The organism is Falsiroseomonas sp. (assembly GCF_041690465.1).
Lineage (GTDB): Bacteria > Pseudomonadota > Alphaproteobacteria > Acetobacterales > Acetobacteraceae > Falsiroseomonas.
This window is the reverse complement of record NZ_JAWLHG010000051.1, coordinates 1-13272: the sequence shown is the minus strand read 5'-3', so window position 1 is coordinate 13272 and position 13272 is coordinate 1. Positions and strand designations below refer to the sequence as shown.

General features: G+C 71.8%; 16 protein-coding genes and 1 pseudogene. 3 read left to right on the top strand and 14 right to left on the bottom strand.

The features are described 5' to 3' along the window. Positions 1–48: 48 nt before the first annotated feature. The 5 genes from hisA to hisB form a co-directional block, all read right to left on the bottom strand. Positions 49–780 carry a 1-(5-phosphoribosyl)-5-[(5-phosphoribosylamino)methylideneamino]imidazole-4-carboxamide isomerase gene (hisA, locus tag ACESM1_RS26865; protein ID WP_372624302.1) on the bottom strand — a complete coding sequence of 244 codons (732 nt, stop codon included), beginning with the start codon at positions 778–780 and terminating at the stop codon, positions 49–51. 8 nt (positions 781–788) lie between these two features. After that, entirely contained in the window at positions 789–1373 is a 585-nt protein-coding gene (locus ACESM1_RS26860) for a GNAT family N-acetyltransferase (protein ID WP_372624301.1), read from the bottom strand. Next, positions 1370–2035, bottom strand: a complete 666-nt coding sequence (gene hisH, locus ACESM1_RS26855) for an imidazole glycerol phosphate synthase subunit HisH (protein WP_372624300.1) — start codon at positions 2033–2035, stop codon at positions 1370–1372. Before hisH ends, ACESM1_RS26860 begins: the two co-directional genes overlap by 4 nt. 89 nt (positions 2036–2124) lie before the next feature. Then, entirely contained in the window at positions 2125–2526 is a 402-nt protein-coding gene (locus ACESM1_RS26850; protein ID WP_372624299.1) for a DUF2628 domain-containing protein, read from the bottom strand. 83 nt (positions 2527–2609) lie between these two features. Continuing rightward, positions 2610–3242 (bottom strand): imidazoleglycerol-phosphate dehydratase HisB, encoded by a 633-nt coding sequence (gene hisB / locus ACESM1_RS26845; RefSeq protein WP_372624298.1) that lies wholly within the window; start codon positions 3240–3242, stop codon positions 2610–2612. An 85-nt stretch (positions 3243–3327) separates the two neighbouring features. Here hisB and ACESM1_RS26840 point away from each other — a divergent pair, with 85 nt between their 5' ends. After that, a complete protein-coding gene (locus ACESM1_RS26840; protein ID WP_372624297.1) occupies positions 3328–4203 on the top strand; it encodes a hypothetical protein in 876 nt (291 codons plus the stop codon). A gap of 9 nt (positions 4204–4212) precedes the next feature. Here ACESM1_RS26840 and ACESM1_RS26835 read toward each other — a convergent pair whose 3' ends face one another. The 5 genes and pseudogenes from ACESM1_RS26835 to ACESM1_RS26815 form a co-directional block, all read right to left on the bottom strand. Next, positions 4213–6360 (bottom strand): peptidase domain-containing ABC transporter, encoded by a 2148-nt coding sequence (locus tag ACESM1_RS26835; RefSeq protein ID WP_372624296.1) that lies wholly within the window; start codon positions 6358–6360, stop codon positions 4213–4215. A 2-nt stretch (positions 6361–6362) separates the two neighbouring features. Continuing rightward, on the bottom strand, positions 6363–7610 hold the full coding sequence (locus ACESM1_RS26830; RefSeq protein ID WP_372624295.1) for an HlyD family secretion protein: 1248 nt from the start codon (positions 7608–7610) through the stop codon (positions 6363–6365). Positions 7611–7839: 229 nt separating this feature from the next. Next, on the bottom strand, positions 7840–7971 hold the full coding sequence (locus ACESM1_RS26825) for a hypothetical protein (RefSeq protein ID WP_372624318.1): 132 nt from the start codon (positions 7969–7971) through the stop codon (positions 7840–7842). A gap of 370 nt (positions 7972–8341) precedes the next feature. Beyond that, a pseudogene (locus ACESM1_RS26820) lies at positions 8342–8497 on the bottom strand (DUF3179 domain-containing (seleno)protein); the annotation flags it as partial. Positions 8498–8559: 62 nt separating this feature from the next. Continuing rightward, positions 8560–9978, bottom strand: a complete 1419-nt coding sequence (locus ACESM1_RS26815) for a hypothetical protein (protein WP_372624294.1) — start codon at positions 9976–9978, stop codon at positions 8560–8562. A 246-nt stretch (positions 9979–10224) separates the two neighbouring features. Between ACESM1_RS26815 and ACESM1_RS26810 the strand changes: the two genes are divergently transcribed. Together ACESM1_RS26810 and ACESM1_RS26805 are read left to right on the top strand one after the other, a co-directional pair. Further along, positions 10225–10572: a hypothetical protein gene (locus ACESM1_RS26810; RefSeq protein ID WP_372624293.1), complete on the top strand. Its 348-nt coding sequence runs from the start codon at positions 10225–10227 to the stop codon at positions 10570–10572. Positions 10573–10881: 309 nt separating this feature from the next. After that, positions 10882–11085, top strand: coding sequence for a dodecin family protein (locus tag ACESM1_RS26805; RefSeq protein WP_372624292.1), 204 nt, complete (start codon positions 10882–10884; stop codon positions 11083–11085). A gap of 414 nt (positions 11086–11499) precedes the next feature. On the opposite strand, the gene ACESM1_RS26800 is transcribed toward ACESM1_RS26805, so the two are convergent. The 4 genes from ACESM1_RS26800 to ACESM1_RS26785 are packed head-to-tail and all read right to left on the bottom strand — an operon-like array spanning position 11500 to position 13132. Next, complete coding sequence (locus ACESM1_RS26800) at positions 11500–11727, bottom strand: hypothetical protein (RefSeq protein ID WP_372624291.1); 228 nt, start codon at positions 11725–11727, stop codon at positions 11500–11502. Positions 11728–11764: 37 nt separating this feature from the next. Beyond that, positions 11765–11971 (bottom strand): hypothetical protein, encoded by a 207-nt coding sequence (locus tag ACESM1_RS26795; protein WP_372624290.1) that lies wholly within the window; start codon positions 11969–11971, stop codon positions 11765–11767. Beyond that, entirely contained in the window at positions 11968–12426 is a 459-nt protein-coding gene (locus ACESM1_RS26790) for a transposase (protein WP_372624317.1), read from the bottom strand. Before ACESM1_RS26790 ends, ACESM1_RS26795 begins: the two co-directional genes overlap by 4 nt. After that, the gene (locus ACESM1_RS26785) at positions 12374–13132 is read right to left on the bottom strand and encodes a transposase (protein ID WP_372624289.1); all 759 of its coding nucleotides are present in this window, start codon (positions 13130–13132) and stop codon (positions 12374–12376) included. The genes ACESM1_RS26790 and ACESM1_RS26785 overlap by 53 nt, the downstream gene beginning before the upstream one ends. Between the last annotated feature and the right edge of the window lie 140 nt (positions 13133–13272).

Genomic DNA, 13272 nt, shown 5'->3' with positions numbered 1-13272 from the left:
GGCCGCCTCCCTGAGCGCCGCTCCATTCCGAAGCCCCCGGCGATTGCCCTAGCGTTCCGCCGCCGCCAGCGCGGCCGCGGGGTCCACCCGACCATCATACAGCGCGCGCCCCAGGATCGCGCCGGCGATCCCGGCGCCCGCGGTGCGGAGCGCGAGGATGTCGTCCACCGCGGCGAGGCCGCCCGAGGCGATCACCGGGATCGCCACCGCGCGGGCCAATGCCGCCGTCTGCTCCACGTTGACGCCGGTCAGCATGCCGTCGCGCGCGATGTCGGTGTAGATGATCGCCGCCGCGCCGGCATCGGCGTAGCGCAGCGCGAGATCGGTGGCGGTGATGCCGCTGGTCTCGGCCCAGCCCTCGGTGGCGACGAAGCCGTCCCGCGCATCGAGGCCGAGCGCGACGCGGCCGGGAAACGCCTTGCAGGCGGCGCGGGCGAAGCCAGGATCCTTCACCGCCGCCGAGCCCAGGATGATCCGCGCGACGCCCGCGGCCAGCCAGGCCTCGGCGGTCGCCATGTCGCGGATGCCGCCACCGAGCTGCACGGGCACGCCCGGTATGGCGGCGACAATGGCGCGCACCGCCGCGGCATTGGCGGGGCGGCCGGCGAAGGCGCCGTCGAGGTCCACCACATGCACCCAGCCGAAGCCCTGGGCGGCGAAGCTTGCGGCCTGCGCGGCGGGGTCCTCGGCATAGACCGTCGCCTGGTCCATCTCGCCGCGCTTCAGGCGCACCACCTGGCCGCCCTTCAGGTCGATGGCGGGATACAGCGTGAAGGACATGCGAGGGGTCACGCTCCGCCGATGATGCTCTCGGTCGGACGACCGCGGCCGGGTTCGAGCAGCTTGAAGTAGAAATGCCCCGCAACGGTGCGGCCATCGACGCGCGCATAGACGGGATGGGTGCCCCACCGCACATAGCCGAGCGCCTCGAACAGCGAGATCGCGCGTTGCTGCGTCTCCCGCACATCGAGGTTCAGCACGCGGAAGCCCATGGCCGCGGCGTGCTCCTCGGCGCGGGCGACCAGCCGCCGGGCCAGGCCGTGGCCGCGCGCATAGGGCGCGATGTAGGCGTGGGTGAGCTGTGCGGCGAACGCCTGCGCCTCGTTGTTGCGCGGCGGCCGGACGAGCTGTGCGGAGCCCACCACCATCCCGTCCAGCCGCGCGAGGAACAGCACGCGGTCCGGCACCATCAGCGTGCCGCGGAAATGCCGGGCGAGCGCGGCGCGATCCTGGCTCTGGATCCAGCCGAAGCCGCCGCCCTCGATGATGGCGGCGTTGGTCGCTTCGCAGAGGTCCTCGAGGTCGTGCTCCTCGATCGCGCTGCAGATCTCGACGCCGAGGCTGTGCGGCAGGGGACGGCCGAGCGTGTTCACGGCCGCCACCGCAGGAAATTGGCGAGGATGCGCAGCCCGATCGTTCCCGACTTCTCGCTGTGGAACTGCGTGCCGGCCAAATTGTCGCGCCCGACCATCGCCGCGACCGGGCCGCCATAATCGGCCGAGGCCAGCAGCTGGTCCGCGCGGCCGCCGGCCAGGGCATACGAATGCACGAAATAGGCGTGCCCGCCCTCCGCCAGGCCGTCCAGCAGCGGATGCGAGGGTGCCTCTAGGTGCAGCCCGTTCCAGCCCATCTGCGGCAGCGGCAGCTCCGCGCCGTCCGGCGCGCGCGGGTCCATCGGCGCGATCTCTCCGGCGATCCAGCCGAGGCCGGGGGTGACGCCGTGTTCCAGCCCGCGCTCGGCCATCAGCTGCATGCCGACGCAGATGCCGAGGAAAGGTTTTCCTCGCTCGATCACCTGTTCGGTCAGCGTCTCCACCATGCCGGGCAGCGCGTCGAGCCCCCGCCGGCAGGCGGCGAAGGCGCCCTGGCCGGGCAGGATGATGTGGTCGGCATCGCGGACATCCGCGGCTTCGGTGGTGACGGCGATCTCCGCCGCCACGGCTTCCTCCCGCGCCACGCGCTCCAGCGCGCGGCGGACCGAGGCGAGGTTGCCGGAACCGGGATCGATGACGGCGATCTTCACGGAAGTGCGCAAGCGATTCAGACCTCCGGTGCTCGCCGCCGTCGTGCCGCAGGCACGCGTGACGCGTGACGGCGTCTCCGCCCTGCGGTCATCGCATGCGTTCACGGCGCCGCCTTCACCAGATCCGGGCGCTGCTGCATCAGCCGGAACCAGGCGAGATCGAGATCCGGCGCGGCCACCACGCCGAGCTCGGCCAGCCCCTGGCGCGCCAGCCGCGCGCGCTGGCGGTTGCGCGCTTCCATGCCGGCGAGCAGGTGCAGCGCGACCAGCGCGATCCCCGATGCCGGATCGGGCAGCAGCAGCACGGCGGCGGCGGTCAGCACGAACAGCGCCAGAGCCTCCCACCACAGGCGATGGGCGAGATACCAGAAGAAGCCGAACACGAAGGCCCAGAGCGCAAAGCGCTCCGGCACCAGGATCGGCGGGCGGGATTTCGGTTCCGGCCAGCCCTCGGGGCCGGCCGGCTCGCGGGGTGGCTCGCCATGCACGGTGTACAGCCGCACTACTCGCCGCCCCCGGACGCCATCCGGCGGCTCGGCCCGCCGAACGGGCGGGCCGCCTGCATCTGCCGAGCCAACGACATCGCCTACCCCTCCAGGCTGCCCTTGGTGGACGGGATCGCGCCGGCGGCGCGCGGGTCCGGCTCCACGGCCATGCGCAGGGCGCGCGCCACGGCCTTGAAGCAGGCCTCAGCGACATGGTGCGCGTTGGTGCCCGCCTTCAAGGTCACATGCAGGGTGATCCCCGCGTTGAAGGCGAACGCCCGGAAGAATTCTTCAACCAGCTCGGTATCGAAGCTGCCGATCTTCGGGCGCTGGAAGGGCACGGACCAGGCGAGGTATGGCCGGCCGGAGATGTCGATCGCGGCCTCGGCCAGCGCCTCGTCCATCGGCAGCAGGCACTGGCCGTAGCGGCGGATGCCGCGCTTGTCGCCGAGTGCCGCGCGCACCGCCTGGCCGAGCACGATGCCGACATCCTCGGTGGTGTGGTGGTCGTCGATATGCAGGTCGCCCTTGGCCGCGACCGTCAGGTCCAGCATCCCGTGCCGGGCGAGCGCGGTGAGCATGTGGTCGAGGAAGCCCACGCCGGTGGCGATCTCGGCCACCCCCGACCCGTCGAGGTCGAGGGTGAGGCGGATCTCGGTTTCCGAGGTGGTGCGCGCGATCTCTGCGCAACGGCCCGCCCCGGCTTGCGCGTCCTGGTTGCGGCTGGCGTTCATGCGCCCCCTTTACGCCGGGGGGCGCGGCTTGGCGAGGGGCGACGTTGGCGGTGTTGAGGCTCGCAGCTAGGATCGCCACCGCAACATGACCCGATCGCCCCCGGCACATGCGTTCGACGGCCAGCCGCTCCCGAACTGGGTACCCCTGGCGGTGTTCGCGCTCCTGGCATTCCACCTCCTCAGCCTGCTGGTGCCAGAGCCACGCTTCTTCAGCGTATCGACACTGCTGCTGCTCTCGATGCTTCGGCCGCTCTCCCTGCCCTTCTGGGTAACGGCGGTGGCAAGCTGGGCCGTCCTCCTGCTTCCGGCCCTCGTGGCATTCCTGGCTACCTGGCTGGTACCCAAGGCGCGGCTGATCAGGTGGGTGCGGGGCGTGACGGGCTTCGTGGTAGCCCTGGCAGCGCTTGATCTGCCGGCGCAGATGGTGATGTCGGCGCTCACCACCGAGGCGGCCGCGTCCGTCAGACTTCTGATTGCGCTGACGCTCCTCGCCTGGGCGATCCTGCTGCGATCGCTGGCGATGCAGGCGCTCGGGCGATCGGCCGGCGGCTGGCATCCCATGCGCTGGCTGAGCGTGGCCGTAATCCTGACCGTCTGTCTGTGGTCCTGGGCGGTCTTCGCTGCGGCGCTGCACGGTGCGCTGCGGATCACCGGCGACGATCCCTACTGCATCGCCGATACGCACGACGACGCGCGCGACTATCGTCCGATCGGCTCGATCCTCGCGCTGCGCGGCAGCCACCTCTACACCGACCGGACCGGCTACAAGGACAGCTCGCGCTGGTTCTTCAACGCCCTGCTGCTGGTTCAGCGGAAGGAGGGCGTGGCCTTCTACGCCTGGTCCTACAGCGCCTGGCGTTTCGAGCCGCTCCGCAGCCAGCGGTTCATCGTCCCGATCGCGGACGCCTGCTCGCCAGAGCCCGGTTTCCTGCTGGCGCGCCTCTGGCCCTGGCGCCGCTAATCGCGCGGATCAGGCAGTCGCCGCCGCCAGCACCGGCATGCGCGGTGCGTCGTGCAGCGCGCCGTCGCGCAGCACCACGACGCGATCGGCCGCGGCGATGGTCTCCGGCCGGTGCGCGATGACGATGCGGGTGATGTCGAGCGAAGCGAGCGCGGCGTTCACCTCCCGCTCCTTCGCCACGTCGAGATGGCTGGTGCCTTCGTCCATCAGCAGGATCTTGGGGCGGCGATAGAGCGCGCGCGCCAGCAGCAGCCGCTGCCGCTGCCCGCCCGAGAGCGCCATGCCGAGATCGCCGACCAGCGTGGAATAGGTCATCGGCATCGCCATGACCTCCTCGTCCACGCCGCCGAGAACCGCGCATTCGCGCATCCAGGCGAGGTCGGGCTGCGGGTCGAAGAAGGTGATGTTCTCGGCGATCGAGCCGGCCAGCAGGGCATCGTCCTGCATCACCACACCGGCCTGCGCGCGGAAGGCGGCCATGCCGGCGGGATCGAGCGGGCGGCCATCCACCAGCACCTGGCCGGATTGCGGCTTCAGCAGGCCGAGCACCAGCTTCAGCAGCGTGGTCTTGCCGCCGCCCGAAGGCCCGGTGATCGCCAGGAACTCGCCGGGCGCGACGGCGAGCTCCACGTTCGAAAGCACCTCCGGCTCCGTCTCGGCATGGCGGAAGGTCACGCCGCGCAGCTCGACGCGGCCGGCGAAGGGGCGCGCGACCAGCGGCGCCGTCGCCTCCGCCTCCAGGCCGGGCTCGCGCTCGGCGTGGGCGATGTCGGCGATGCGCTGCAGGTGCAGGTCGAGCAGGCGGAAGCGCACGGCGATGTCCACCAGCGCGGTGGTCTTGTCGATGAATTGCTGGCGATAGGCCATGAAGGCGAAGAGCATGCCGATGGTCAGCTCGCCCGCGATGGCCAGCCGCGCGCCGACATAGACGACGAGGATCGTCTCCAGCCCCGTCACCAGCTCCTTCGCGCCCCGGAAGCCCTCGCGCGCGCGGCCGAGCGCGCCCTCGCGGTTCACCACATCCGCCTGGCGGCCCTGCCACAGCGCCTCGCGGTCGACTTCGCGGCCGAACAGGCGGATCGTCTGCATGGCGCGCGCGGTCTCGATGAAGGTGGTCTGCTCGCGCGCCTCGGCCTCGATCACCTCCTCCTCGCGGGCGCGCAGCATCCGGTAGCCGCCGATCCGCACGGCGACGTGCAGCACCAGCGCGGCCAGCACGATGGCGGCCAGCGTCGGCGAGTACAGCAGGATCATCGCCAGCGTCAGCACCGCCATCAGCCCGTCCACCAGCACCGCGACGAGGCCCTGCGAGAGCAGCTCGGTGATCGGCTTCGTGGCGTTGAAGCGGGAGACCAGGTCGCCGATGTGCCGCCGCGCGAACCACTCCACGGGCAGGCGCACCAGATGGTGGAACAGGTTCACCACCGCCTGGAAGCCGATCACCTGCGACAGCGCCAGCAGCACCCGCGCACGGATGAAATCGGCCGCCAGCTTGATGGCCGTCAGCAGCAGGAAGCCGATGGCGAGCGCGGTCAGCAGCCCCTGGTCGCCCTGCAGCACCGCCTCGTCCACCGCGAGCTGCATGTAGAAGGGGCTGGCCAGCACGAAGGCCTGCAGCATCAGCGAGAGCAGCAGCGCCATCGCCACCGCGCGCCCGGCGCCATCCACGCGGCCGACCAGCTCCGACAGCGTGAGGCGCCGTGTCTCCCGGCCCTTGCGGAAGGCGGTGGTGGGCGTGAGTTCCAGCGCCACGCCGGTGAAGTGCTTGCCCAGCTCCGCCAGCGTCATGCGCCGCGCGCCGCGTGCCGGATCGTGGACCGTCGCCTTGCCGCCGCACACCGATTTCAGCACGACGAAATGGTTCATGTCCCAGTGCAGGATCGCCGGCAGGCGGATCTGGTCCAGCGCCTCCGGCTCCAGCCGCAACCCGCGCCCGGTCAGGCCGAGGCGCTGTGCGGCGACCAGCACGGAATGCAGCGTCATGCCCTTGGCCGAGATCGGCACGCGGCGGCGCAGCGTGGCGAGATCCGTCTCCAGCCCATGATAGCCGGCGAGCATCGCCAGGCAGGCCAGGCCGCATTCCGCCGCCTCGGCCTGGGTGACGAGCGGCAGCCGCCTGCCGCCGCCGAGCTGCAGAAGCGAGAGCGCGGACGCCATGCTCACATCCTCCCGCGTGCGCTGATCAGCGGTTCCAGCAGCCAGGCGATGAGGCTGCGTTCCTCCAGCACGATGTCGGCGCGCAACGTCATGTCGGGCTGCAGGGGCAGCTCCCGCCCGCCGGCGGCGAGCGTCGCGCGGTCGAGCCGCACGGAGACACGATAGGCCGGACCCTGCGGCTTCACCGGACCGGCGACTTCCTCCGGCGCCAGCATCGCCTCCGACACGCTCTCCACCGTGCCGCGATGCGTGCCGAAATGCTGGAAGGGGAAGGCGTCGTACATCAGCCGCACGCTCTGCCCCGGCCGCACGAAGCCGATTGCGCGCGAGGGGACGAAGAGCTCGGCGCGCAGCTCCGAGCCTTCCGGCACCAGCGTCAGCACCGGCCGCTGCGGGTTGGCGCGCTGGCCCGGTGCCGCCTGCACCGAGGTGACGCGGCCGGCGACCGGCGCACGCACCACCAGCGCGCGCTGCGCCGCGATCTCCGCGCGCTGGCGTTCCAGGTCATTCAGCGCGCTGCGCAGCCGCGCCTCGCGGTCGGCGGCCTCGGTGGCGAGCGTGTCGCGCTGCAACGCGGTCTGCGCCGCATCCTGCGCCATCGCCGCCAGGCGCTGGTCGAGCGCCGCGAGATCCTGGCGATGCGACAGCGCCGCATCCTCGCGCATCCGCGCCTCGGTCTCGGAGAGCAGGCCGCGGCGGCGCAGATCGGCAGCAGCGAGCGCGCGCTCCTCGGCCAGGGCGGCGCGGCGGTCCTGCAGGCTGCGCTGCGCGGCGAGCGCGCGCGTTTCGGCCGCGAGGCCCGCCAGCCGTGCTTCCAGGCGCGCACGTTCGGTGGTGCCGCGCGTCGCTTCGGTGGCGAGCTGCTCGCACAGCAGCGCATCCTGGCGTTCCAGCGCCTCGCGCAGCGCGGCATCGAGCGTGCCGCCGCCATCGAGCGACTGCGCGAAATCCAGCGTGAAGAGCGGATTTCCGGCGGCCACCACCTCGCCGTGGCTGACATGCAATGCGGCGAGCAGGCCGGCGCGCGGCGGCGTCATCCGCACCGCACCGGCCGCCGGCGCCAGCGCGCCGATGGTGGGCTGGCGGCGCGCATAGCTGGCGGTCGCGGCGAAGACGCCGCCGGCGAGCAGCGCGATGGCGAGCAGCAGCGTCGGGATGGTCCAGCTGAGTGACCGCAGTCCGACCGTGCCCATGCGCATCCCGGCATCGGGATCGATATTGCGGAACAGCGGCAGGCTGGCGGTGCTCATGGGCGGCCTTTCCGGGTGACGCCGCCAGCCCGGCGCATCTCATCGGTCGTCAGCTCGCCTGCGGCGGTGGCTTGGGTGGGAATGGCCATGGGTCGTGCGCCTGTGTGCCCGGTTGGTAGTCCGCACCGGCCGCGTCTTCCGGCCGGTGCGTTCCAACCCCTATGCGCGTTGCGTTTCGGTTCGGCTTCGCGCCGGCGACACTCGGCTTCGCGCGCCGCGCGGCATCGGCTCAGCGGCGCACGGTCACGTAGCGCCACTCGGGGTCCGAGCCGCCGCCGACCTGCCGCATCTCGGCCGGGGTCAGTTCGCGGATGGCGGGGTTCTCGTCCTGCCGGCCAGGCGGCGTCTCGTTCCTGCGCATGACGCTGTCTCCTCCTCCATGGCCGGCCGGGCGATCCGGGCGGGTGGAGGGAGCTTGCCGAGGGAACATGTCGCCGGTGCTGCGCGCGGGCCGTTGCGGCGTTTCGATTGCTGCGGGCGCGGTTTCGATTGCTGCGCGCGCGGGCACTGGCGATCAGCCCCGCTTCGGCAGTCGACGCTTCCCTCCAGCCAGTGTGCGTGCAGCGAGCGGGACATAAGCGGGCGCTTGCGCGCCCCGCCCCGTGTGCGGCAACGCCGGGCGACGCGTGCTGCGTCGCCCGGCGGGGCGGGAAGTCCGGCGGTTGGATCAGCCGGCGATGTAGGCGACGGAGAGATTCCCGCCGCTGCCGATCACCACCGGCGTCATGCATCACGAGGTCGGACAGGCGCGGCTTGCCGGTGGTGCCGAAGTCCGGCGTCCGATCCGCGAGCCGCCGGTCGAACACGATCGCGGCGTTGCAGTGCGGGCGATAGCTCACCGCCACCGGCTCGCCATTGCACCGGCGCCCCGGCGCGCGCGAGGGCAACCAGCGCTCCGAGGATCGCGGCCCCGCCGCCGAACAGATGCCGCCTGCGCAGGCCGAGCTGCTCAGGCGAAGCCGCCGCGGATCAGTGCCGGGAAGCGCCGCGGCGTGCTGGGGCGAAGCTCGTCGGTGCGGCGCGCGGCCATCCGGCGCGCGCCACGGATGCGCGCGGCGCGCTGCGCTTCCCAGGTACCGCCGGCGCGGCGGGCTGCGCGCTCCAGCAACTGGCCGAAGGCGCCCTCGGCATCGCCGGCCGCCAGCGTGGCGTCCAGGGTGATCCGCTCGACCAGGTCGCGCTGCGCGTTGCTGCCGCCGAGCGCAGGCACCTCGCCGCGATGCGCGCGCAGCAGCGCGGCGGCCTCGGCCGGGTCGCCGAGCAGCGCGGTGACCACGCCGCGTGCGACCGCAAGGCCGACGCGGCCCATCACCTGCGCCTGGGTGTCGCCGCCCTCGATCGCGCGCTGGCGCATCCCGCGCAGCAGCCGCGCCGCCGCGCCGCGCCGCCCGGCGGCGCCGAGCGCCACGGCGTGGTGCAGATCGGCGAAGGCGAGGCAATGCTCGCCGAGCCGCCGCTCGGCCTCGTCCGCCAGCTCGTCCCACCGCGCCGCGCCGGCCGGCACGCCCTGCGATTCCAGCCGCCACAGCAGCGAGGCGGCATTGGCGAGGTCGCGGAAATCGCTGCCGGGCTCGCGCCACACCTCGGTGTCGTAGAGGCGCAGCGCCGCATCGCCCTCGCCGACATGCAGATGGAACAGGGCGCGATGCCAGAACAGATGCCGCGAGAAGACCGCGGCGGCCGAGGTGCCGGGTGCATTGGCTTCGAGCCAGGAGATGCCCTCGCGTGCACGGCCCTCGCGTTCCATCACATGCGCCACCGCGTGGGCGGCCCAGAGGTCGTCCGGCTGCGCGGCGACGGCGGCGCGTCCTTCGCATTCGGCCTGCCAGGGTTCGCCGGTTTCGCCGAGCGTGAAGGCGAGGCAGCCGCGCAGATAGGAACGGCTGGGCGCATCGGCCGGCAGCACCTCCAGCACGTGCTGGGTGGCGAGCCGCATGCCCACCGCATCGCCCAGCATGAAGCGGATGGCATAGGCAAGGCGCAGCAGCAGCGGATCGGCCGGGGCGGCGCGCAGCGCCTCCTCCAGCACATCGGCGGCGCGCCACATGTCGCCCTGCTCGGCCCAGGCCGCGAGCGCGGCCAGCAGCGCCGCCTCTCGCCGCGTGCCGCCGCGCCGAGCGAAGGCCGCGCGGGCGGTGGCGAGGCTCTGCAGCGCCTCCGCCTGGCGTGGGCGCCGGCCGCTGGCGAGGCGCAGCAGGCCGAGCGCGCCATGCGCGGCGACCAGGCCGGGATCGGCGGCGATCGCCGCGGTGAATCGCTGCGCCGTGTCGTCGCGCTGCGCGAGCAATGCCAGCGTCGCCTCGCCGAGCGCATCGGCGGCGGCCTGCTGCCCCGTGGTGACGGCGTTTCTCCAGATGTCGTGCCGCATGCCCGGCCTCCTCCGCGTGGCGGGCAAGGCGCATGCGCCATCCCGCCTGTCCATGGAGTTGTTCGCCGGAGGCGGCCCGACGTTACACCGGGCCGCGCGCAACCTTGCCCGCGGCCTGCCGGAGCGGGTGCAGCCGCGGGCGCATCTCGCCCGCCGCGGCCGCGCAGGGGGGGCTGGACGAGGCGGTGGAGGAGCAGGTGATGGCGCAGCTAGCGCACCGCACGCACGCCGTACCTGCGCGAGATCATGGATGCGCTGTCGCCCGCCCAAGCCGCGCGGCGCGTGGTGTTCATGAAGGGGGCGCAGGTCGGGGGTACGGAGTGCGGCAACAACTGGAACGGCTTCCTGATTGGCCGCGTGTTGCGGCCTGGCGAGCGTGTCGCGCTGCTCGACCCAGGTGGACGGGAACGGCTCCGGCAGCCGCGGCAACGTCAATCCATCCGGCTGCCGCTCGTTCAGAAGCGCCCGCACAATGTCCGGCGCGAGCAGCGTGAGGCGCAGCAGCGTTCCGGGACATCCACGCTCCAGTCGCTCGGCATCGGCCATCTCGCTGATGCTGCCGTAGCAGCCCTCGTCCAGCAGGCGCTGGTATAGGAATGCGCGAGCGTGCGCCTTCAGCAGCACAGGGTCGGCGCGCGTCGGAACCGTCGTGCTGCCGGCGTCCCGCACCGGGATGACGACCGTCTTGCGGCCGGGCCGGCTCCGGATTGCCAGCGGCACGCGGACGGTGATGTGCGTGTCGGTGGTGCTGATCCGGCCCCGCATCCTCGCCGAGCGCCGCCTCGAACGCGGCACACGGTTGCGTGCGGGCGGGCTGTTGCCGTCATCGGCGGCGGTGCATCCGCCGTATCGTGCTTGGGCCGGCCGGACTGATCCGTGCCGGCGACAGCAAGGAAGGCAGCCATGGCAGTAGCCAGCGTCTCGAAGATCACAGCGGCGTCGAGCCAAAGCTTTGATGCCGCGGTCAGGGAGGGGCTCCAGCGTGCCAGCGCAACGCTGCGCGGGATCACCGGACTGCATGTGATAGAGATGAAGGCCAGCGTGGAGAACGGCCAGATCGCCGAATACCGCGTCACGATGGAGGTCACGTTCGTCCTGGAAAGCTGAAGTGCCTCTGCAGGGGCGGGCTCGGACCCGTCGCGCCGCCCCTGCAGTCTGGTGCCGACGCGCCTCGGGCGCCGTGGCGGTGAGGTTCCGGATGAGGCTGGCCAGGCGATCCTGTCCACCAACGCCCGAATGATCCGCGCCTGCTCACTCGGGAACAACTCGTGCCACAGAGGTTCGAGGCGGCCCAACGCATCCCGGACCTCGCGCTCGGTCAGGTCCGGCGCGTCCCGCTGCGCCGTGGGCCAGGTGCCGGCCACCACTTCCGGCTGGCGCAGCAGAGCGCGGACCTGGTCCACCACCACCGCCTCGATCTCCGCCGCCGGCACCCGCCGCACGATGGCATCATCGCCGTCGGCGTCGCCCTTCCTCGCCGAACTTGAGCCGACCGCGGGGCCGCCAACAAAGCGGCCGCGATCAACCAACCCAGGCAAAAGGGGACTCTGTCGCTGGTTGCGTGCTGATCATGCTGGAACGAGCAAGCGCGCGCGGCAGGTCGAGCTTGCCGCGGCCATACATCTGACGGCGGATCAGCTTCAGCTTGGCGACGTAGCCTTCTGTCGGACCGTTGGAGCAGGGCGCTGTGAGCGCCGCGCTGACGGCTGGCTGGTCGGCGGCGATGCCGCGCCCGAAGGGTGCAAGCATGCTGACCTTCGCGTCGGCGATCCAGGCTGGCAGCGCGTCAGGCGTCCTGGCACGGAACCATATGGTGGAAGCGGTCGACCAGGCACCGCGCGGCCGACAGCGCCGGCAGGGCGGTTTCGATGGCGGTTACCATTGTCGCCTCCTCAAGCTGAGGTGTGCGCCAGAAACGCCGGGCCAGCACGCAATCGGCGACAGAGCCGTTTTTCGGCTCTGACTCACTTTCCGTGCAGGACGCGCTGATCATGTGTGAGCGATCAGTCTTGCGCGGAGCAGGTCCAACTTGCTGCGGCCATACATCTGTCGGCGCAGCAGCTTCAGCCTGGTGATGTTGCCTTCGGTCGGGCCGTTCGACCATGCCTCGGTCAGCGCGGCCTTGACCGCGGCCAGGTCGGCGGAGATGCTGCGGCCGAACGCCGCCACCTTGCTGCTCGTCGCTTCTGCCACCCAGTCGTGCAGCGTGTCCGGAGTTCGGCCGCGCACCATGCTGTGGAAGCGGTCGACGAGAGCCCTCGCGGTCGACAGCCTTGGCACCGCCGCTTCGATGGCCGCCACCATGACCGCTTCCGCCGCAGTCAGGCAACTGCGACTGCTCAACATGGCGCGGGCGATGACCCGCGCGGGCGGTAGCCTCTCGGCGACCGCGCCGTTAGCCTGTTCGCTTCGACGCCGACGAGTGGCCCACTCGCCGACGACCCGCAGGCTGCCACCGAAGCCTTGGCCGCGCAGACACCGCCAAGAGCTCGGCGCCGTTGCGGCAGCCGGCAGACCACGCCTCGTCGAGCGCGACGAACCACGGCGCCTGGCTGCTGTGGCGGCTGCGGAAGACTTCGTCGTCGGCATTGCGCAGTGCGGCGCGGACCAGCTTGCGGCTCCGTCCGGTGCGCCGGGCGATCTCCTTGATCGCGGTTCCCGCGTGGGCCATCGCGCGTATGGCGCTGTTCTCCTCGCGCCGACGCAGATAGCCCTCATACTGGAGCCGCTCGGCGGCGCTGAGCAGGGCAGGATCAATGACGCCGGCACCGAGGGCGCGACGGATCGGTCCCATCTCGCTTCTGACGGCTTGCAGGAAGGTGGCGCTGGCATTCTCCATCAGGTGCCACCGATCGGCGACCTGCACCGCCAGCGGTGCCGCCGCGGCGATCGCGCCGGCATAGCCACTGGCACGATCCTGCGCGACGACGTGGATGCCTGGTTGGGAGGACAGCCACGCCCGTACGGTGGCGGGCTCGCGGTCGGGCAGGAGGTCGAGCACACGCCGCCGCTCAAGGTCGCAGATGATTGTGCCGTAGCGTTGGTCACGGCGCCACGCCCATTCATCGATGCCGATGATGCGCGCGCCAGGCTCGGTGGGGGCAACTCGTCGTCGGACGACGCGAAGCAGGGTGTCCTTGCTCACCGGCAGCATGAGGCGCCGTGCTAGTGGACTGATTCCAGTAGACGTTTCCTGCGCTGGTGCTTGCCGATGATGGTGTCGGCGGGCGCGGTCCAGCGGCAGGGCTTTGGGTCGGCGTTGTGGGCGTCGAGGTAATCGCGGATTGCCTGGTT